This is a genomic window from Streptomyces griseoviridis (genome assembly GCF_005222485.1).
In the GTDB taxonomy this organism is placed as follows: domain Bacteria; phylum Actinomycetota; class Actinomycetes; order Streptomycetales; family Streptomycetaceae; genus Streptomyces; species Streptomyces hintoniae.
This window is the reverse complement of the sequence record NZ_CP029078.1, coordinates 8,749,168-8,769,190: the sequence shown is the minus strand read 5'-3', so window position 1 is coordinate 8,769,190 and position 20,023 is coordinate 8,749,168. Positions and strand designations below refer to the sequence as shown.

Below are 20,023 nucleotides of genomic sequence, written 5' to 3'. Positions count from 1 at the left end.
GGGAGGAAACCCGTGTCCGACACCGTTCCGCTGCGCCTGGCCGTGATCGTGGGAAGCACCCGCTCGGGGCGGGTCGCGCCGCTCGTCGCGGCCTGGCTGACCGACCGGGCCCGCCACCACGGCGGCCTGGACGTCGACGTCGTCGACCTGGCCGAGGCCGACCTGCCGAGCGACCTCGACGCCGACTCCCCGCAGGTGACCGCGCTGGCGCCGCGCCTGGCGAGGGCGGACGCCTTCGTGGTGGTGACGCCCGAGTACAACCACAGCTTCCCCGCGCCCCTGAAGACCGCGATCGACTGCTTCCGCGCCGAGTGGCAGGCCAAGCCGGTGGGCTTCGTCTCCTACGGCGGCATGGCCGGCGGCCTGCGGGCGGTGGAGCAGCTGCGCCAGGTGTTCGCCGAGACGCACACCGTCGGCGTGCGCGACACCGTCAGCTTCCACAACGTCTGGGAGCACATCGGCGAGCAGGGCGAGTTCCCCGTGGAGCCGGCCGGCTGCGACGCCGCCGCCAAGACGATGTTCGACCAGCTCGTGTGGTGGGCGGACGCCCTCCGCGCGGGGCGGCAGGCCCGGCCCTACCGCGTCTGACCGCAGCCCGACCCACCGCCACGCCTACGACAGGGGGACCCCGTGCCGGCCACCGGCCTGCTCCAGCATTCCCACGCCACGTCCACCGAGACCCCGGACGCGCCCGTCCGCGTCACCGACGTCGTGATCGTCTGCCCCGGCCTCCTGACCGTCCCGGCGGACGACGGCGCGGGCGCCGCGCCGACGGCGGCCCCGGCGCCCGCGCCCGTCGCCCCCGCCCCGGAGCCCGAGCCCCTCACGGGCCTGATCCGGGTGGACAGGGGACGGCCCACCGCGGAGGAACTCGCGGCCGTGGTCACCGTGCTGCTGGCCCGCGCGGCCGCCGCCGGGGCGGCCGGCGCCCTCGCCGACGGCCGTCCGGCGCGGCCCGCGCCCCGGTGGCGCAGGCCCGACCGCGGCCACGGCTACCGCACCGCCCACAGCTGGCAGGCGGCCAGGCCGCCCCGACGCGCCCGGCAGGGAGCACTGTGAAGATCCTCTTCGTCGCGGGCGGCAGCGCCGCCACGGTGTTCGCGCTGGCCCCGCTCGCGAACGCGGCGCGCGGGGCGGGGCACGAGGTCCTGATGGCCTCCGTCGCCGACATCGTGCCGGTGACCGCCGGGGTCGGCCTGCCCGCCGTCTCCATGACGTCCACGCCCCTGCGCGACTTCATCTACCGCGACCGCGACGGCGCTCCCGTGACGCCGCCGACCGACCCCGACGAGCAACCGGACTTCACCGGGCGCTGGTTCGGGCGGATGGCGGCGGCCACCCTGGACGCGCTCACCGCGCTCGCCCACGACTGGCGGCCCGACCTGGTGGTCGGCGGCACCATGATGTACGCGGCCGGGCTGCTCGCCCACCGGCTGGGCGTGCCCTATGTGCGGCACGCCTGGGACGCCGTCGAGGCGACCCGGATCGATCCGGGCGGGGAGAGTGAACTCGCCCCCGAGCTGACCTCGTCCGGCCTCTCCGGGCTGCCCGTGCCCGATCTCTTCATCGACGTCTGCCCGCCGAGCCTGCGGCCCCCGGACGCGGCCCCCGCCCATCCGATGGCCTGCCGCCCGGCCAACACCCAGCGCGCCCTCGAACCGTGGATGTACACCCGCGGCGAGCGGACCCGGGTCTGTGTGACGGCCGGCAGCCGGGTCGCCAACGACGACGGCACCGCCTACCTGCGCGAGGCGTACGTGTTCCTGCGCGACCTGGCGCTCGACGTGACCGCCCTGGACGCGGAGGTGGTGATCGCCGCGCCGGAGAGCGTGGCCGCCGACCTGCGGGCCGAACTCCCGGGTGTGCGGGCCGGCTGGGTGCCGCTGGACGTCGTGCTGCGCACCTGCGACCTGCTGGTGGGCCACGCGGGCGGGGTCACCACCCTGAACGCGATGAACGCGGGCGTCCCCCAACTGCTGCTGCCCCAGTGGGGCATCCTCGGCCCCCCGACCCGGCGCCTGGCCGAGCACGGCGCGGCCCTCACCCTCCAGCCCGCCGAGGCCGGCCGCGAACGCGTCGCGGAGTCCTGCCGCGAGCTGCTCACCCGGCCCTCGTACGCCGAACGGGCCGACGCGCTGGCCCAGGAGATCTCCGAGATGCCGCCGCCGGCCGAACTGGTGGGCGTGCTCGAGAAGTTGTGACCGCGACGGCCGGAGCACTCGGCCGCACGAGGAGGCATTTTCCATGAAAGCCCTGGTGCTGTCGGGCGGGGCGGGCACCCGCCTGCGGCCGTTCAGCCACTCCATGCCCAAGCAGCTCATCCCGGTCGCCAACAAGCCGGTGCTCGAACACGTCCTGGAGAACATCGTCGCGCTCGGCGTGAGCGACATCGGCGTCGTGGTCGGCGACTGGGAGCCGGAGATCACCGCGGTGCTCGGCGACGGCAGCCGGCTCGGCGCCCGGCTCACCTATCTGCGCCAGGACAAGCCGCGCGGCCTCGCCGACTGCGTCCGGGTGGCCCGTGACTTCCTGGGCGACGACGACTTCGTGATGTACCTCGGCGACTGCATGCTCGTCGGGGGCGTCGCGGAGGCGGCCGAGGAGTTCGCCCGGCTGCGCCCCCGGGCGTACGTGGTCGTGCACAAGGTCGCCGACCCGTCCGCCTTCGGGGTGGTCGAGATGGACCCGGACGGCACGGTGCGCCGGCTGGTCGAGAAGCCCCGCGACGCGCGCAGCGACCTCGCCCTGACCGGCGTGTACTTCTTCACCTCCGCGATCCACCGGGCGATCGACGCGATCGGGCCCAGCGCCCGGGGCGAGCTGGAGATCACCGACGCGATCCAGTGGCTGGTCACCGACGGCGCGGAGGTGCGGGCCGGCCGCTACCGCGGCTACTGGAAGGACACCGGCCGCATCGACGACGTCCTGGAGTGCAACCGCAAGCTCCTCGACGGCCTGGTGCGGCGCGTCGACGGCGCCGTGGACGGGGCCAGCGAGCTGGACGGCGCGGTCGTCGTGGAGCCCGGCGCCCAGGTCACGCGGTCCAGGATCGAGGGCCCGGCGATCATCGGGGCGGGCACCCTGGTCGAGGACTGCGTGATCGGCCCGCACACCTCGGTGGGCCGCGACTGCTCGCTGGGCGGCTCACGCCTGGGCTACTCGATCGTGCTCGACGGCGCGGAGATCCACCGGGTCGACCGGCTGCACGGCTCGGTCATCGGACGGTTCGCGGTGGTCGGCCCGGTCACCGACGACGGCGACCGCCAGCGCCTGGTGATCGGGGACCACAGCCGCGTCCAGGTCGGGGGAGAGCGGTGACGCACCCCGTCCGCATCGGCGTGCTGGGCTGCGCGGACATCGCGCGGCGCCGGCTGCTGCCCGCGATGGCGGCGTCCGGGGAGACCGAGGTCGCCGCCGTCGCCAGCCGCGACGAGGAGAAGGCGGCGCGCACCGCGATGCCGTACGGCTGCCGGGTGGTGGCCGACTACGCGGAGCTGGTCTCGCTGCCGGACGTGGAGGCGGTGTACGTGCCGCTGCCGGTGGCGCTGCACGCCGAGTGGGTGGCGGCGGCGCTGCGCGCGGGCAAGCACGTGCTCGCCGAGAAGCCGCTGACCACCGACCCGGACCGGGCGCGCGCGCTGTTCGCGCTTGCCAGGGACCGCCGTCTGGTGCTGCGGGAGAACGTGATGTTCGTCCACCACGCGCAGCACGCGGCGGTGCGCCGGCTGGTCGCGGACGGCGCGATCGGTGAACCGCGGTCGTTCGCGGCGGCGTTCGAGGTGCCGCGCCGCCCCGCGGGCGACATCCGACTGGTGCCTGAGCTGGGCGGCGGCGCGCTGTGGGACGTCGGCGTGTACCCGGTGCGGGCCGCGCTGCACTTCCTCGGCGCCGGGCTGCGGGTGGCGGGCGCGGTGCTGAGCCCGGGTCCCGGCGGCCCCGGCGTCGACCTCGCGGGCGGCGTGCTGCTGACCAGCGCGGCCGGGGTCCACGCGCACCTGGACTTCGGCCTCGACCACGGCTACCGCTCGGCCTACGAACTGCGGGGCGACGAGGGCCGGATCAGCGTCGACCACGCCTTCACCCCGGCCGCCGACCACCGCCCGGTGCTGCGCGTCACGCGCGGCACCGCGAGCCGGCGGGTCGTGCTCGAACCGGACGACCAAGTGGCGAACTCCGTACGGGAGTTCGCCCGCGCGGTGCGCGCCGCCAGGCCCGGCGGCCCGCCCAGTCCCGTCGGTCGCGCCGAGGAGGCCGCGCTGCTCCAGGCCGAGTTGCTCGCCGACGTGCGGCGCGCCGCGGAACACGCGCCCGCCCAGGCATCCCTTTCCGGAAAGGAGTACTCATGAGGATCCTCGTCACCGGCGGGGCGGGTTTCATCGGCTCGGCCTATGTCCGCCGTGTGCTGGACGGCGCCTGGCCGGGGACCGGCAACGCCCGGGTCACCGTCGTCGACAAACTGACCTACGCGGGCGACCTCGCCAACCTGCCCGAGGGGCACGGCCGTCTCGACGTCGTCAAGGGCGACATCTGCGACCTGCCGCTGCTCCTCGACGTGCTGCCGGGCCACGACGCGGTGGTGCACTTCGCGGCGGAGTCGCATGTGGACCGGTCGCTGGTGTCCGCGGCGGAGTTCGTGCGCACCAACGTGAGCGGCACCCAGAACCTGCTCGACGCCTGTCGGGCGACGGGCGTGCAGCGGATGGTGCACGTCTCCACCGACGAGGTGTACGGCTCCATCGCCGAGGGCTCCTGGACCGAGCGGAGCCCGCTGCTGCCCAACTCGCCCTACGCCGCGTCCAAGGCGGCCTCCGACCTGATGGCCCGCGCCGCCTGGCGCACCCACGGCCTGTCGGTGTCGGTGACCCGCTGCTCCAACAACTACGGGCCGCGCCAGCACCCCGAGAAGGTCATCCCGCTCTTCGTCACCCACCTCATGGAGGGCCGGCCCGTCCCGCTCTACGGCGACGGCGGCAACGTGCGGGAGTGGCTGCACGTCGACGACCACTGCCGGGCCCTGCACACGGTGCTCACCGGGGGCGGCGCCGGGGAGGTCTACAACATCGGCGGCGGCAGCGAACTGACCAACCTGGCCCTGACCGAGCGGCTGCTCGCCCTGTGCGGCGGCGACGCCTCGATGATCCACCGGGTCGCCGACCGCAAGGGCCACGACCTGCGCTACTCCCTCGACGCCGGGAAGATCCGCGACGAGCTGGGCTTCGTGCCGCGCATCGGGCTCGACGTGGGGCTCGCCGCCACCGTCGCCTGGTACCACGACAACCCGGACTGGTGGAAGGCCGCCAAGGACCGTACGAGGCGCGCCTCGTGAGCGCCCGGAGCGCCACGCAGCGGACGCTGGTGGGGCGCGGGTTCCTCGCCCGCTCCCTCGAACCGGTCGCCGAACGCCACCCGGACACGGTGATCCTGGCCGCCGGGGTCTCCCTGGCGAGCGCCACCGAGCCGGGCGGCTTCGCCCGCGAGGCGGACCTCCTCGACCGGACGATCGACACGTGCCGCGCCTCGAGCCGGCGGCTGCTGTTCTTCTCCACCGCCTCCACCGGCATGTACGGCACCGGCGACGCACCGGGCCGCGAGGACGCGCGGGTGGCCGCGAGCACCCCGTACGCGCGGCACAAGCTCGCCCTCGAACAGCGACTGCGCGCGTCCGGCGCCGACCATCTGGTGCTGCGGCTGAGCCATGTCGTCGGCCCGGGGCAGCCGCCCCACCAGTTGCTGCCGACGCTGGTGCGGCAGATGCGCGAGGGCGTGGTGCAGGTGCATCTGCGGGCCACCCGGGACCTGATCGCGGTCTGCGACGTGGTCACCGTCGTGGACCGGCTGCTGGCGCTCGGCCTGCGCGACACCGTCGTCAACGTGGCGTCGGGCACGGCGGTACCGGTACCGGCCGTCGTCGACCATCTCGAACGGCGGCTCGGCCTGGTCTTCAGGCGCGAGCCGCGGGACACCGGCTCGGGGTGCGTCGTCAGCGTCGAGCGGCTGCGCGCGCTGGTGCCTGAGGTGGCCGATCAGGTCCTCGGACCGCACTACTACCGCGGGGTGCTGGACGCGTACGCGGCCTCCCTGGCCCCCGCGCCCCTGGGAACGGAGAGGTAGGAACCCATGACCCGGCACGTCACGAGCGCCGTGCTCGACTCACCGCGGCCGCGGGACAACGCCGAGCTGCCCGGCCGGCTCGCCCGCTCCGCCGCCACCACCGAGGGCGCGCACCTGTCCCTCGCGGACTTTCCCGGCTGGCTGGCCGGGCGCGACCGGGCGCACCGGTTCGAGGTGCGGCGCATCCCCTTCGCGGAGCTGGACGCCTGGTCGTTCGACCCCGTCACGGGCGACCTCGGGCACCGCACCGGGCGGTTCTTCACCGTGCGGGGGCTCAGGGCGCGGGCCGCGGGCGCGGCCGTCGGCGCCTGGCAGCAGCCGGTGATCGACCAGCCCGAGGTCGGCATCCTCGGCATCCTCGCCAAGGAGTTCGACGGGGTGCTGCACTTCCTGATGCAGGCCAAGATGGAGCCGGGCAACCCCAACCTGCTCCAGCTCTCCCCCACCGTGCAGGCCACCCGCAGCAACTACACGCGGGTCCACCAGGGGGCGCCGGTGCGCTTCCTCGACCACTTCCAGCGGCCCGAGCGGGTCGTCGCGGACACCCTCCAGTCGGAGCACGGCTCCTGGTTCTACCGCAAGGCCAACCGCAATCTGATCGTCGAGACGTCCGGCGAGGTCGAGCCGCACGACGACTTCTGCTGGCTGACGCTCGGCCAGATCCACGCCCTGCTGCGCCGGGACAACCTGGTCAACATGGACTCCCGCACGGTGCTGTCCTGCCTGCCGTTGCCCGACCTGGCGCCGGGCGCGCTGCACTCCGACACCGAGCTGCTGTCCTGGATCACCGGGGAGCGGGCGCGGCACGAAGTGGCGGCCGAGCTGATCCCGCTGGGCGAGGTGGCGGGGTGGGTGCGGGAGGAGGCCCGCATCCGGCACGCGCACGAGCGGTTCTTCGACGTCGTCGCGGTGTCGGTGCGGGCGGGCAGCCGCGAGGTCACCTCGTGGACGCAGCCCCTGTTCGAGCCGCGCGGCCTGGGCGTCACGGCGTTCCTGACCCGGCGGATCGGCGGGGTGCGGCACTACCTGGCGCAGGCCAGGGTGGAGGGCGGGTTCCTCGACACGGTGGAGCTGGGGCCCACCGTGCAGTGCGTGCCGGGCAACGTCGCCCATCTGCCGCCCGAGCACCGGCCGCGGTTCCTGGACACGGTGCTGCGCGCCGGGCCCGAGCGGATCAGGTACGCGGCCGTGCACGCGGAGGAGGGCGGGCGCTTCCTGAACGCCGAGAGCCGCTACCTGGTGGTGGAGGCGACCGCCGAGGAGGCCCCGACGGCCGCGCCCGAGGGCTTCCGCTGGGTGACGGCCGGTCAGCTGACCTCGCTGGTGCGGCACGCCCACTACATCAACGTCCAGGCACGCACCCTGCTGGCCTGCCTGTACGCCATGGACACAGGAGAGGAGCCGTCATGCTGAGCGGCACGCTCACGATGGACGCCGTCGAGATCTTCCTGCCGGAACGCGAGACGACCGTGGAGGAACGGGCCGAGGCCTTCGGCCTCTCCCCGGCCCAGGTCCATCTGTTCCGCTCCATCCACGGTCTCGACCGGCTGCGCTACGACCCCGGTCTGAGCCTGTACGACCTGGTGCTGCCGCCGGCCCGCAAGGTCCTCGCGGGGGTCGACCCGGCAGCGATCCGGTACGTCGTGTATCCGCACGCGGTGCCGCACGCGGGCCCCTCCACCGTCGACCCGGTGCAGGAGATGCTCGGGATGCTGGGGCTGCGGCACGCGACGGCGTTCGCGCTGACCCAGCAGAACTGCGCGGGCACGGTGTCGGCCATCGACGTCGCCGGGCGGCTGCTGCGGGCGGACGGCGACCCGGAGGCGAAGGCGCTGATCCTGACCGGGGAGAAGATCTTCACCCGGGACCTCCAGATCATCTTCAACTCGTGTGTCATCGGCGAGGCGGCGGGCGCCTGCCTGCTGTCCTGGAACGGTCCCGGCGACCCGGTCCGCTCCTTCGCGGTGCGCACCTTCGGGGAGTACGCGGCCGGTGTCGAGATGACGCCCGAGCAGCACCGGGTGGCGGGCGAGCAGCGTCCCGCGGTGATGGCGGAGCTGATCGAGGAGGCCGTCGAGGCGGCCGGGTGCACGTTCGACGACATCGACATCGTGATCCCCACCCATCCCAACCGGACGTTCTGGGGGCAGATCGCGCAGGACCTTCGCTGGCCGCCGGGCAAGCTCTTCCTGGAGAACATCCCGCGCTACAGCCACTGTCTGACGGCCGATCTGATGGTCAACTACGTGACGCTGCGGGACGAGGGCCGGCTGGTGCCCGGCCGCAGCTACCTGTTCCTGGCCACCGGCATCGGTTCGACGTTCACCGCCATGGTCTTCACCGCCACGGCCCAGGAGGCGCGGGTGCCTGCCCGTGCCGCCGTGGGCGCGGGCGCGACTCAGGAAACGGAGGGCCGGTAACCGTGCCTCTGCGACTTCACTCCGGTGCCGTGGTGGCACCCTCAGGTGGCACCTACGAGCCGAACGAGACGGTGCTGCGCTACCACCGGGACCTGGTCGAACTCTTCGGCGGCAAGCTGGACGAGGAGCTGCTGCGGGCGGGCGCCCAGGTCAGCCACACCCGGATGGCGGAGCTGCTGGTCGAGCGGCTGCCGGCCGGCGGCGTCCGGCCCGACCTGGTGGTGCTGGCCGCCGCGCTGCCCGACCTCAACCCGGTCAGGTCGGTCTCGGCCTATCTGGGGCTGCTCACCGGCGGGCGGGCCGACCAGTGCTTCTCGGTCACCGAGCAGGGTCTCGGCGCGGCGTTCACCGCGCTGCGGGTGGGGGCCGCGCACGAACGGACGGGCGGTTCCTCGGCGTTCCTGCTCGCGGTCCTCGAACAGACCACGCTGCCGGCCCACGACCCGGTGGTGCACGACGGGGTGCCGGTGCGGGACTCGGGGGTGCTGCTGCTGTTCGAGAGCGGCGGCGGCTTCGGCGAGATCGACTCGGTGACGCGGCTGCCGGAGGCCGGCCTGCTCGGGCCGCGGCTCGCCGAGGTGACGGCGGCGGCCCCGCGTCCGCTGGTGGTGGCGGGCCCCTGGACCGACCCGGCGGCGGTGCCCGAGGGCGTCGACCGCCACCGGGTGCCGCCCGGCGGCTACTGCACCAGCGTCTGGTCGGCGCTGGCCGAGCACGGGCCGCGGTGGCGCGAGGAGTACGACACCGTCGTCCTCTGCGACCGCGACCCCCGCTCGGACACCGCCCATGTGGCCGTGCTGGGGCGGGGCCAGTGAGCGCGCCCCCGGCCGAGCGCCGGGCGGTCCCGCCCGCCGCGGGCGAGTCCGCGGCGGCGGCCGGGCCCGCCGCCCTGCGCGACCGGGTCGCGGAACTGGCCGCGCTGCGGCGGTCGGTCCTCGACGGTCCTGACGAGCGGGCGACGGCGGCGCAGCGGGCCAAGGGCAAGCTGACCGTGCGCGAGCGCATCGACCTGCTGCTCGACGAGGGCTCCTTCACGGAGGTGGAGCCCTTCCGCAGGCACCGCTCGACCGGGTTCGGCATGGAGGCGAAGCGGCCGTACACCGACGGGGTGGTGACGGGCTGGGGCACGGTGAACGGGCGGACGGTCTTCGTCTACGCCCATGACTTCCGGATCTTCGGGGGCGCGCTCGGCGAGGCGCACGCCGCGAAGATCCACAAGATCATGGACATGGCCATGGCGGCGGGCGCGCCGCTGGTCTCCCTCAACGACGGCGCGGGCGCCCGCATCCAGGAAGGGGTCAGCGCCCTCGCCGGCTACGGCGGGATCTTCCAGCGCAACACCCGGGCCTCCGGGGTGATCCCGCAGATCAGCGTGATGCTGGGGCCGTGCGCCGGCGGCGCCGCCTACAGTCCGGCGCTGACGGACTTCGTGTTCATGGTCCGTGAGACGTCGCAGATGTTCATCACCGGGCCCGACGTGGTGAAGGCGGTGACCGGCGAGGAGATCAGCCAGAACGGGCTGGGCGGCGCCGATGTGCACAGCTCCACCTCGGGGGTGGCGCACTTCGCGCACGCGGACGAGCAGTCCTGCCTGGAGGACGTGCGCTACCTGCTGTCGCTGCTGCCGCAGAACAACCGCGAGCACCCGCCGTCCGTCCCGGTCGACGACCCGCCCGACCGGCGCTGCGACGCGCTGACCGACCTGGTGCCGCTGGACGGCGGCACACCGTACGACATGCGCCGGGTCATCGAGGAGATCGTCGACGACGGCGAGTACGTCGAGGTCCACGAGCGCTGGGCGGGCAACCTGCTCTGCGTGCTGACCCGGCTGGGCGGCCAGGTGGTGGGGATCGTCGCCAACCAGCCGCAGTCCATGGCCGGGGTGCTCGACATCGACACGTCGGAGAAGGGCGCCCGATTCGTCCAGATGTGCGACGCCTTCAACATCCCGCTGGTCACGCTGCTGGACGTGCCGGGGTTCCTGCCCGGTGTCGACCAGGAGCACAACGGCATCATCCGGCGCGGCGCGAAGCTGCTGTACGCGTACTGCAACGCGACGGTGCCGCGCGTCTCGCTGATCCTGCGCAAGGCCTACGGCGGGGCGTACATCGTCATGGACTCGCGTTCCATCGGCGCCGACCTCACCTTCGCCTGGCCGGGCAACGAGATCGCCGTGATGGGCGCCGAGGGCGCCGCCAACGTCATCTTCCGCCGGCAGATCGCGCAATCCGACGATCCCGACGCGACGCGGGCCGAGATGGTCGAGGCGTACCGCGCGGAGCTGATGCACCCCTTCTACGCGGCCGAACGCGGCCTGGTGGACGACGTCATCGATCCGGCGGCCACCCGCGAGGTGCTGATCCGGTCGCTGACGATGCTGGCCGACAAGCACGCCGAGCTGCCGTCCCGCAAGCACGGAAATCCGCCGCAGTGAACAGGCCGCCACCGCCCGCGGATTTCGCGCAATCTTAGAAAAGCGCGCCTTGCCCGCAGGTCGCCCGACCGGAAAGCTGGTACGGCGAATTACCGGAGGTCCGGCGCCGCATATTCCATCGCGCGGGCCGTCCCGCTCTTTCCCGCTGGTTCTTTCTCATTCCGCACAGGAGGCATCGTGTCCGCCATCGACGAAGCGACCCGCAAGCACGTGAAGAACATCGTCTGCGACATCCTGGAGGTGGAGCCCGAGGAGGTCACCGAGACCAGCCTGCTCGCCGAGGAGCACGACGCCGACTCGCTGCGCTCCATCGAGATCCTGGCCGCCATCGAGGTCGCCCTCCAGGTCTCCATCGCGCAGGCCGAGATGAAGCGCATGGTCAACCTCGAAGGCATCTACGCGGTGCTGGCCGACGCGCGGACGAGGGTCAAGTAGCGGGCGGCGGGGACCCAGAGGAACCGGAATCGACCCACGAGGGGTACTCATGAATTCAGCTCTTTCCCGAGCTGACCGCAGGCCGGCGTCCCAACGCGTTGTCATCACCGGGCTCGGGGTTTTCTCCAGCATAGGCACGGGTGTCGCTGAGTTCACCGAGGGACTGCGTACCGGACGCAGCCGGGTCGCGCCCATCACGGCGTTCGACACCACCGGTTTCGAATACGCCAACGGCTGCGAGGTGGCCGCGTTCGAACCGGAGAAATGGATTCACCACACTCCGGTGGCGGAGCTCGGCCGGGCCACCCAGTTCTCCGTGGCCGCCGCCCGCATGGCGGTGCAGGACGCCGGTCTCACCGACGACGACCTGCGCGCGCTGCGCGGCCAGATCTCCATCGGCACCACCGACGGCGAGTCACGGGACGCCGACACCCTGGTGGCGCAGCGCATCGCGGGCGATCCGGCGGGCGTGGACCGGAGGCTGGCCAGGCGGCTCGGGGTGCAGGGTCTCTCCGCTGCCGTGGCGCGGGAGTTCGCGCTGACCGACGTCGAGGCGCTCACCCTGGGCACCGCCTGCTCGGCCGGCAACTACTCGGTGGGCAACGGGTTCGACGCCATCCGGGTCGGTGACGCCGACTTCGCGCTGTGCGGCGGGGCGGACGCCGTCTGCCTGAAGAACTTCGTCTCGTTCTACCGGCTGGGCACCGTCGCTCCCGACGTCTGCCGGCCGTTCGACAAGGACCGGCGGGGTCTGCTCAACAGCGAGGGCGCGGGGGTGGTGATGCTGGAGAGCCTGGAGTCGGCGCTCGCCCGCGGCGCCCGCGTCTACGCCGAGGTCCTCGGGTACGGGCTGAGCTGCGACGCGCACCACCCGGCCGTCCCCGACCAGTCGAGTGTCGCCCGGTGCATGACGTCGGCGCTGGAGAACGCGGGCGTGGCCCCCCACGAGGTCGATCTGATCTCGGCGCACGGCACCGGCACCCGGGCCAACGACACCACCGAGTCGCGGGCGATCCGCGAGGTCTACGACGATCTGCCGCCGCGCACCATCTCGCTCAAGTCGATGCTGGGCCACGCCATGGGCGCGGCGAGCGCGCTGGCCACCATCGCCTGCTCGCTCGCGATCACCCACGGGTTCATCCCGCCGACGATCAACCATGTCGAGACCGACCCGGAGTGCGAGATCGACTGCGTGCCCAACGAGTCGGTCCCGGCCCGGTTGCGGATCGTGCAGAACAACGGCCTGGCCTTCGGCGGCAACAACTCGGTCGTGGTACTCGGCCGTTACGACGAGGAGACGCGGTGAGCGGCATGCGGTACCCGGTGATCAGCACCTGGTCGGCGACCTCCCCCTTCGGCGTCGGGCGGGCGGAGTTCACCGCCGGGGTCGCCGAACGCCGGTCGACGAGGGCCCTGTTGGACCCGGTGCGGTGGCAGGTGCCGGAGCGCGAGGGCTGTGTGGTGCCCGGCTTCGACGTGCGGGAGAGCCTGGGCCGCAAGGGCACCCGGATGATGAACCGGGTGACGGGCCTGACGATCGCCACGGTCGGCCATGTGCTCGCCGAGGCGGGCCATCCGGAGGGCGGCGCCGACGATGTCGCGCTCGTCCTCGGCACCACCGCGGGCAGCATGCAGAGTTCGATGGAGATCACCCACAGCTCCCTCACCGGCGCCCGGCCCTACCACGTGGAGCCGGCGACGATCCCGTACGCGGTGATGAACGGCGCGGCCGGCCGCTGCGCCATCTGGCACGGCCTGCGCGGTCCGAACAGCACGGTCGCGGCCGGCCGTCCGACGGGCATGGTCGGTCTGACGTACGCGCGGCGGCTGCTGCTGGCCGGGCGGGCCAGGCAGGTGCTCTGCGGGGCCGCCGAGGAGTTCTCCCCGGCCAGGTCCTGGGTGGAGCACCACGGGCGGGCCGAGGGTGAGCCCGACACGGTGCTCGGCGAGGGCTGCGCGATCTTCCTGCTCGGCCTCGAACCGGTCGCGGGCGCCAGGCCGCTCGCGTCGGTGCTCTCGGTGCGGACCAGGATGGCCGCCGACGGCGACTGGGGCGCGGCCGTGGGCCACTGTGTGGACGGTGTGCTGTCCCAGGTCGAGGAGAAGCCCGACCAGGTGTGGGCGGTGTCGCCGTCAGGTGCCGCGGGCGCGGCCGGCGCCGCCGAACAGGCCAGGCTGGAGGAGGTGTTCGGCGCCGAGACGCTGATCCCGCCGGTGGCGGAGCTGATCGGGGAGACGCACTCCGCGGCCTCGGCGTTCCAGATCGCCGCGGTCCTCGGCCTGGCCGAGCGGGACCCGGCGTCCGCCGGACGCACGGCGGTGGTCACCTCCGTCGACCCGAGCGGCATGGCCGCCGCCGCGCTGCTGCGCCTCGCCTGACCAGCACCGGCGCGCGCCGCGGGAGGCACGCGCCGGGCCTCGCGGACGCGGACGGGAAGGCCGGCCGACGGCCTCGCGTCCGCGTCCGCCCCCGGTCCGGGTCCACCGGTGCGGCGGCGGACCCGGACCGGACGTCCGACGCCGCGGGCCGCCCGCCTCGGCCCCGCTTCCTGTTCCTGCTTTCCCTTGCTCCCTCCCTGCCCTGTTCCCTCGCTCCGCGGTCGCCGCCCGGCGGCCCGGAGGGGCCCCGCGCCCTTGCGGCCCGATCCCTGGAGACACGTATGCAGAGCACTGAACAAGCCCGCCCGGTCGCCCTGGTGACCGGCGGTTCGCGCGGTATCGGCCGGGCCGTCGTCCTGCGCCTGGTGCGTGACGGGTTCGACGTGGCGTTCTGCCACCGCTCCGGCGGCGACGACGCGAGGACGGTGGAGAAGGACGCGTCGGAGCTGGGCGGGCGGGCCGTCGGCAGCCGCGTCGACGTCGTCGAACTGGGCGCCGTCCAGGAGTGGGTGGCACGGACCGAGCGCGAACTCGGGCCGCTGCGGGCGGTGGTGACCTCGGCGGGCATCGTCAGGGACCGCCCGCTGGCGACGATGGACGACGCCGACTGGCACGACGTCCTGGACGTCAATCTCACCGGCACCTACCACGTGTGCCGCGCGGCCGTCTTCCCCATGATCAAGCGCAGGTCGGGCGCCGTGGTCAACGTCTCCTCGGTCTCCGGGGTCCTCGGCAACGCCTCCCAGACCAACTACGCGGCCACCAAGGCGGGGATCATCGGGTTCAGCCGGTCGCTCGCCAAGGAGCTGGGCCGGTTCGGCATCCGGGTCAACGCGATCGCGCCGGGCTTCATCGACACCGAGATGCTCGGCGGGCTGTCCGAGAAGACCCGGCGGGACCTGCTGGCCTCGATCTCGCTGAACCGGTTCGGCACCGCGGAGGAGGTCGCCGACGGCGTCGCCTACCTGGTGGGCGCCGGCTATGTGACCGGGTCCGTGCTGCGGGTCGACGGCGGTGTCGTCGGCTGACCGGGCGGGCGGCCCGCGCGGGCGCCGCCCGCCGGCATTCGCGGGAACCGGATGTGTGCCGCGAGGCCCCGCCCGCCCGGCCCGTTCTCCAGGGTGAGTTCGCCCCCGTGGGAGGCGACCAGCATGTGGGCGATGGAGAGCCCGAGCCCCCACCCCTCTCCGCCGCGCGCGCCGTCCGCCCTCTCGCCCGACCAGCCTCCGCGCACCGCCTGTTCCCGCTCCCGCGGCGTCATGCCGGGACCTTCGTCGGTGACCCTGATGTGCACGTGGTCGCCGGTCACCGTGGTGCGCACGATGACCGCGCCCCGGGGCCGGGACATCCGGACCGCGTTGTCCAGCAGGATGTCCATGACGCGCTCCAGGGTGCCGGCGCGGGTCACGACGGTCGCCCGGCCGCCGGTGTGCGGTGCGCCGAGGGCCAGTTGGCGTTCGGCGGCGGCGTCGGCCCAGGCGGCGACCCGCTCCCGCACGACGGCGGCCGCGTCCACCTCGACGGGCGGGCTCGCGGTGGCGGTCGACGCCTCGCGCAGCTCCGACACGGTGGCGCGCAGCCGTTCCAGATCGGTGGTGATCATGCGGTGCACCTCGCCGCTGTGCGCCGGCAGATGCGGGGCCAGCCGTTCCAGGCGGATGCCGAGCAGGTGGAGGGTGGTGCGCTGCTGGTGCGCGATGTCCGACAGGAGCATGCGGTTGCGTTCGTCCACCGCCTGGGCAGCGGAGGCGATCCGGTTGACGGACTCCACCAACTCCCGTGTCTGCGGCGGCCCGGTGTGCTCGGCGAGCAGTTCCACGGGCTCACCGCGCTCCAGTTGGCGCACGGTCCTGGTGACCGCGTCCAGCGAGACGAGCATCCGTGAGCACCAGTAGCGGTAGGCGCCACCCAGGAGGGCCAGGGCGAGACCCGCCGCGGCAGCGAGCAGGGGCAGGAGCATCGACGTGTGCCTCTCCATGCGGTGTGGGGGCGCTGTGCCGCGCGAAGGGCGGACGACCGGGGTGAACGGGTGGCGACCGGAGGGCTGTTCGGAGAGCGGACGGGTCGGCGGGGCCCGGCGGTACGGCCCCGGAAGGCCGGGCCTGGGCAATCAGTGCGGCCGGAACAGGCTTACGGGAGACGGCCTTTGAGATCGGGCCGCGTGAACGGGCCCTGGGGAACGGGCCCCGAGGGACGGGCCCTGGGCAACTGGGCCGGGATCGGGGGCTGGAGGGAACCGCTTCGGGAGGGCGGTCCGCGGAGGCGGGTCTCAGAGAACGAACCGGAAGCCGACTCCGCGCACGGTCTGGATCAGTTCGGGCGCGGCCAGTTTCCGGCGCAGGCTGACCATGTGGACGCCGAGCGTCCGGGTGTCCCCCACGCTGGGGTGCCCCCAGACATGGCGCATGATCGCCTCCCGGTCGAACACCTTGCCCGGCTCGCCGGTGAGCAGCGCGAGCAGGTCGAACTCCTTGCGGGTGAAGGCGATCTCCCTGCCGTCCATGAACGCGCGGCGCTGCTTGAGATCGATGGTGAGCGGGCCGACGACCCGGGATCCGCCGCCCTGCCGTGTCAGGCCGCCGACCGCGCGCCTGACCACCGCCTCGATCCGGGCGACGAGTTCACGCAGGCCGTACGGCTTGACGACGTAGTCGTCGGCCCCCATCCGCAGGCCGAGGACGCGGTCGAACTCGTCGTCGCGTCCGCTGACCATGATGATGGGAACGCTCGACGAGGCGCGGATGGTGCGGCAGACGTCCATGCCGTTGCCGTCCGGCAGCCCGACGTCCAGCAGGATCGCGTCCGCCTCGGCGTACCGCTCCAGGGCCGTCCGGCAGGTGTGCGCCGTCGCTGTCTCGAAACCGAGGTCGCTGAGGCCACTGCTGAGAGCATCGGCGGTGTCAGCCTGGTCCTCGACGATCAGAACGCGCATGGAAACCCTCCGCTGGCTACGCTGTTGATCGTGGTGACGAAAGACTCCGGGCGGCGGGCCTGCCCGACGGAGCTCCACCGCTTTCGGATAACTATAGTGTACGAGACTTGTTGGCGGAAAGGCGATCCGCCGCGTGCCGTCCGGCGTGTCGGTTCGCCAACCACCGCACGAGAAGCGGGAGTTGAAGCGACCAGCGGCAGGCCCGCGACCTTCCGGCACGCACCCCACCCGGCGCGCCACCGCTCGTGAGGCAAGGCCGAAAAGATGAACACGGCCCGGCCGCCGGCCCTTTCCCCGCCGCCAGAAGCGATCACCTGTGTGAGTGATGACCCGGGCCGCGCCCGGCGACTACCGTGTGCCATGGGTCATTCACCTTGAGTGACCGATGCGGGGAGGGGTCCAGCGCGTCACCAGGGACTGACCGCCGGTTCGGCTCCGCCCGCAGGTACGAAGGAGAGTCCGTGATCTCGAAAATCAAGAGGGCCGTCTGCTCCATGGTCGCCGCGTTCGCCGCGGCGGCCACCCTCACGGTCGGCGTGCCGAGCGGCAGCGCCTACGCCATCGACCACGTCCAGTGCGTCGGCGGCGAGAACTTCCTGAAGATCTACTCGCACCTCAACGGCCGCAACAGCGTGGACTGCTACGCGAACGCGGGAAAGACCAACTTCGGCGGCTGGTGGGTCGACCGGATCGTCACGGGCAACAACGACCTGATCTACTACGACGCCAACGGCGACTCGGTGCGGATCAACCGCTGGCACGACATCACCTTCCCGAACCACCCGCCGAAGGTCGCCTCCATCCAGATCCTCTGACGGCCTGACACCCGGCCGCGCGCACCGGGGCGGGCACGCCCTCCCGCCGGAGCGTGCCCGTTCCTCCACGCCCGTCGGAGCCGTTCCCGTTCCTCGGCGCCCTTCGGCCGCGCGGGTGGCACAGACCGCCCGGGGCGTCAGGCGCGGAAGTCGTCGGCGTGCTCCCGTGCCCACTCCGCGAACGTCTGGCCGGGACGCCCGGTGATCTCCTCGACGACGGTGGAGGTCTCCGGGGCCGCCTCGGCACCCGCCCGCCAGGCCCCCATGACCGCGTCCGCCGCCACCGCCGGCATCGTCGCGGCCAGGTCGGCCCGCCCCTCCTCGGGGGTGACGGTCTCGATGGGGATCTCCCTGCCGAGGGCCGCGCCGAGATGGCCGACCTGCGCGCGCAGCGAGAGGGCCTGCGGTCCGTACACGGTGTAGGCCCGGCCCGCGTGGCGCCGGTCCGTCAGCGCCGCCACCGCGACGGCCGCCATGTCGCGTTCGCCGACGGGAGCGGTCAACGCCTCCGGGTACGGCAGCCGGACGGCTTCGCCGGCGACGATCGGCCGCGTCCACCACCACCGGGTGTTGGTCGCGAAGATCCCCGGCCGGACGAACGTCCAGGACAGCCCCGACTCCTCCAGGGCCTGTTCCACGGCCCGGTGGTCCCGCGCGATCGGGTTGGTGTCGGCGCCGGGCTGGACGACCGCCGCCGACGACAGCAGCACCACGTGCCGCACACCGGCGGCTCGGGCGGCCGCCACGAAGGCGTCGACGCCCGCGGGCTTCGCGTAGAGGAAGACCTGCGTCGCCCCCTCCAGCGCGCCGGGCAGCGTCCCGGGAACCTCCAGGTCCGCCGCGACCCGGGTGGCGTCCGGTGTTCTGCTCGTCAGCCGCGTCGGCACGCCCAAGTCGGCCAGTCCGGCGGCGACCTGACGGCCGACGTTCCCTCGCGCACCGAAAACAACCGTGACCATCGTGCGGGCCTCCCCTGGGCAGATCCTCGTCGACCACCGCGTCCAGCCGGCCGCGCGGGGCGGCGCGCGGCCGGACGGCGGCGAGTGCTTGAGTCCGGTCCCGGAGATCGTAGCGCCGCGCCCGGCCCGCGTCGGGAGCCCCGCTGTGGGGGCCCACGCCCCACCTCTGCCGCCGCGGCAGTCAGACCAGGCGCGCGAACCAGCCGCCCGAACCAGCCGCGCGGGAACGGCCGTGTCCGGGGGCTCCGGGGAGGGTGTTCCCCCGGTCGGCGGGGTGGGGCGTGTCCGCGCGTCGCGCCGTGCGGACACGGTGGTAGACGGTGCGGGCGGCGGCGCACCGTGCCCGTCCGGGTTCCGAGGAGTCCCATGCACGCCGTCCGGCACGCCCTGTCGATCACCGGGTCCATGGCGTGGGAGATCGCCTGGGCGCTGATCCTCGGATTCGCCCTGTCCGCCGTGGTGCAGGCGGTGGTCCGCAAGGCGACCGTCGTCTCCCTGCTGGGCGACGACCGTCCCCGCACCCTGGCCACCGCCGTCGGGCTCGGCGTGGCCTCCTCGTCCTGCTCCTACGCCGCGGTGGCGCTCGCCCGTTCGCTGCTGCGCAAGGGCGCGCACTTCACGGCGGCGATGGCGTTCGAGATCGCCTCCACCAACCTGGTCGTGGAACTGGGGGTGATCCTGGCGCTGCTGATGGGCTGGCAGTTCACGGCCGCGGAGTTCGTCGGCGGGCCCGTGATGATCATCGTGCTCGCGGTGCTGTTCCGCCTGTTCCTGAGCGACGCCCTGGTGCGGGCCGCCCGCGCGCAGGCCGGGCGCGGGGTGGCGGGGTCCATGGAGGGCCATGCCGCGATGGACATGTCCGTCCGGCGCGAGGGTTCGTTCGCCGCCCGGCTGGTGTCACCCGAGGGCTTCACCTCCGTGGCCCATGTCTTCGTCATGGAGTGGGCGGCGGTCCTGCGCGACCTGGTCGTCGGCCTGCTGATCGCGGGCGCGATCGCGGCCTGGGTGCCCGACGCCTTCTGGCAGGGCTTCTTCTTCGACGGCCATCCGCTGGCCGCCCGGGTGTGGGGGCCGTTCGTCGGGCCGCTGGTGGCCGTCGTGTCGTTCGTGTGCTCGATCGGCAACGTGCCGCTCGCCGTCGTGCTGTGGAAGGGCGGCATCAGCTTCGGCGGCGTGGTGGCGTTCCTCTTCGCGGACCTGATCATCCTGCCGATCCTGAACATCTACCGGAAGTACTACGGCGCCAGAACCGCCGTCTTCCTGCTGACCACCTTCTACGCGGCCATGGTGGCCGCCGGTCTGCTGGTGGAGGCCGTCTTCGGCGGGCTCGGGCTGATCCCCGACCGCGCGGACGCCACCGTCCCTGACGACGGGGTGCGGTGGGACTACACGACATGGCTCAACCTCGCGTTCCTCCTGGTCGCGGCCGTCCTGCTGATCCGGTTCCTGCGCACGGGCGGCCGGGCGATGCTGCGCGGGATGGGCGGCTCCCCCGGCTCGGGCCGCTGACCGCCGCCGGTCGGTGGCCCCGCCGGGGC

Annotated in this window: 20 protein-coding genes; 17 read left to right on the top strand and 3 right to left on the bottom strand. The window is 73.4% G+C overall.

Annotated elements, in window-relative coordinates; translation table 11 throughout:
- Positions 1 to 12 precede the first annotated feature (12 nt).
- The 15 genes from DDJ31_RS37820 to fabG all read left to right on the top strand — a co-directional run bounded on the left by DDJ31_RS37820 (position 13) and on the right by fabG (position 14,807).
- Entirely contained in the window at positions 13 to 588 is a 576-nt protein-coding gene (locus DDJ31_RS37820) for an NADPH-dependent FMN reductase (protein ID WP_127175920.1), read from the top strand.
- 42 nt (positions 589 to 630) lie between these two features.
- Positions 631 to 1,059, top strand: coding sequence for an acyl-CoA carboxylase epsilon subunit (locus tag DDJ31_RS39955; RefSeq protein ID WP_346656259.1), 429 nt, complete (start codon positions 631 to 633; stop codon positions 1,057 to 1,059).
- Complete coding sequence (locus tag DDJ31_RS37810) at positions 1,056 to 2,201, top strand: glycosyltransferase (protein WP_127175921.1); 1,146 nt, start codon at positions 1,056 to 1,058, stop codon at positions 2,199 to 2,201. The genes DDJ31_RS39955 and DDJ31_RS37810 overlap by 4 nt, the downstream gene beginning before the upstream one ends.
- A 43-nt stretch (positions 2,202 to 2,244) precedes the next feature.
- Positions 2,245 to 3,318, top strand: a complete 1,074-nt coding sequence (locus DDJ31_RS37805; RefSeq protein WP_127175922.1) for a glucose-1-phosphate thymidylyltransferase — start codon at positions 2,245 to 2,247, stop codon at positions 3,316 to 3,318.
- Entirely contained in the window at positions 3,315 to 4,346 is a 1,032-nt protein-coding gene (locus DDJ31_RS37800; RefSeq protein WP_127175923.1) for a Gfo/Idh/MocA family protein, read from the top strand. The genes DDJ31_RS37805 and DDJ31_RS37800 overlap by 4 nt, the downstream gene beginning before the upstream one ends.
- Positions 4,343 to 5,326: a dTDP-glucose 4,6-dehydratase gene (rfbB, locus tag DDJ31_RS37795; RefSeq protein ID WP_127175924.1), complete on the top strand. Its 984-nt coding sequence runs from the start codon at positions 4,343 to 4,345 to the stop codon at positions 5,324 to 5,326. Before DDJ31_RS37800 ends, rfbB begins: the two co-directional genes overlap by 4 nt.
- Positions 5,323 to 6,111, top strand: coding sequence for an NAD-dependent epimerase/dehydratase family protein (locus DDJ31_RS37790; protein WP_240677931.1), 789 nt, complete (start codon positions 5,323 to 5,325; stop codon positions 6,109 to 6,111). Before rfbB ends, DDJ31_RS37790 begins: the two co-directional genes overlap by 4 nt.
- Positions 6,112 to 6,117: 6 nt before the next feature.
- Complete coding sequence (locus tag DDJ31_RS37785; protein WP_127175925.1) at positions 6,118 to 7,524, top strand: NDP-hexose 2,3-dehydratase family protein; 1,407 nt, start codon at positions 6,118 to 6,120, stop codon at positions 7,522 to 7,524.
- Complete coding sequence (locus DDJ31_RS37780) at positions 7,518 to 8,531, top strand: 3-oxoacyl-[acyl-carrier-protein] synthase III C-terminal domain-containing protein (RefSeq protein WP_127175926.1); 1,014 nt, start codon at positions 7,518 to 7,520, stop codon at positions 8,529 to 8,531. The genes DDJ31_RS37785 and DDJ31_RS37780 overlap by 7 nt, the downstream gene beginning before the upstream one ends.
- A 2-nt stretch (positions 8,532 to 8,533) precedes the next feature.
- Positions 8,534 to 9,346 (top strand): hypothetical protein, encoded by an 813-nt coding sequence (locus DDJ31_RS37775; protein WP_127175927.1) that lies wholly within the window; start codon positions 8,534 to 8,536, stop codon positions 9,344 to 9,346.
- A 74-nt stretch (positions 9,347 to 9,420) separates the two neighbouring features.
- Entirely contained in the window at positions 9,421 to 10,965 is a 1,545-nt protein-coding gene (locus DDJ31_RS37770) for an acyl-CoA carboxylase subunit beta (protein WP_127182403.1), read from the top strand.
- Between the two features lie 177 nt (positions 10,966 to 11,142).
- Complete coding sequence (locus tag DDJ31_RS37765; protein WP_127175928.1) at positions 11,143 to 11,400, top strand: acyl carrier protein; 258 nt, start codon at positions 11,143 to 11,145, stop codon at positions 11,398 to 11,400.
- 49 nt (positions 11,401 to 11,449) lie between these two features.
- Positions 11,450 to 12,706, top strand: coding sequence for a beta-ketoacyl-[acyl-carrier-protein] synthase family protein (locus tag DDJ31_RS37760; RefSeq protein WP_127175929.1), 1,257 nt, complete (start codon positions 11,450 to 11,452; stop codon positions 12,704 to 12,706).
- A 5-nt stretch (positions 12,707 to 12,711) separates the two neighbouring features.
- Positions 12,712 to 13,779 (top strand): beta-ketoacyl synthase N-terminal-like domain-containing protein, encoded by a 1,068-nt coding sequence (locus DDJ31_RS37755; protein ID WP_127182404.1) that lies wholly within the window; start codon positions 12,712 to 12,714, stop codon positions 13,777 to 13,779.
- A 281-nt stretch (positions 13,780 to 14,060) separates the two neighbouring features.
- Positions 14,061 to 14,807 (top strand): 3-oxoacyl-ACP reductase FabG, encoded by a 747-nt coding sequence (gene fabG, locus DDJ31_RS37750; protein WP_127175930.1) that lies wholly within the window; start codon positions 14,061 to 14,063, stop codon positions 14,805 to 14,807.
- Here fabG and DDJ31_RS37745 read toward each other — a convergent pair.
- Entirely contained in the window at positions 14,759 to 15,757 is a 999-nt protein-coding gene (locus DDJ31_RS37745) for a sensor histidine kinase (protein WP_127175931.1), read from the bottom strand. The two genes, fabG and DDJ31_RS37745, sit on opposite strands and share 49 nt — an antisense overlap.
- A 291-nt stretch (positions 15,758 to 16,048) precedes the next feature.
- A complete protein-coding gene (locus DDJ31_RS37740; protein ID WP_127175932.1) occupies positions 16,049 to 16,711 on the bottom strand; it encodes a response regulator transcription factor in 663 nt (220 codons plus the stop codon).
- Between the two features lie 494 nt (positions 16,712 to 17,205).
- Here DDJ31_RS37740 and DDJ31_RS37735 point away from each other — a divergent pair, with 494 nt between their 5' ends.
- Positions 17,206 to 17,526: a beta/gamma crystallin domain-containing protein gene (locus DDJ31_RS37735; RefSeq protein WP_431029114.1), complete on the top strand. Its 321-nt coding sequence runs from the start codon at positions 17,206 to 17,208 to the stop codon at positions 17,524 to 17,526.
- Between the two features lie 137 nt (positions 17,527 to 17,663).
- Here DDJ31_RS37735 and DDJ31_RS37730 read toward each other — a convergent pair whose 3' ends face one another.
- Positions 17,664 to 18,485, bottom strand: a complete 822-nt coding sequence (locus DDJ31_RS37730) for an NAD(P)H-binding protein (protein ID WP_127175934.1) — start codon at positions 18,483 to 18,485, stop codon at positions 17,664 to 17,666.
- Between the two features lie 366 nt (positions 18,486 to 18,851).
- Between DDJ31_RS37730 and DDJ31_RS37725 the strand changes: the two genes are divergently transcribed.
- On the top strand, positions 18,852 to 19,994 hold the full coding sequence (locus DDJ31_RS37725; protein ID WP_127175935.1) for a permease: 1,143 nt from the start codon (positions 18,852 to 18,854) through the stop codon (positions 19,992 to 19,994).
- The last annotated feature ends 29 nt before the right edge of the window (positions 19,995 to 20,023 follow it).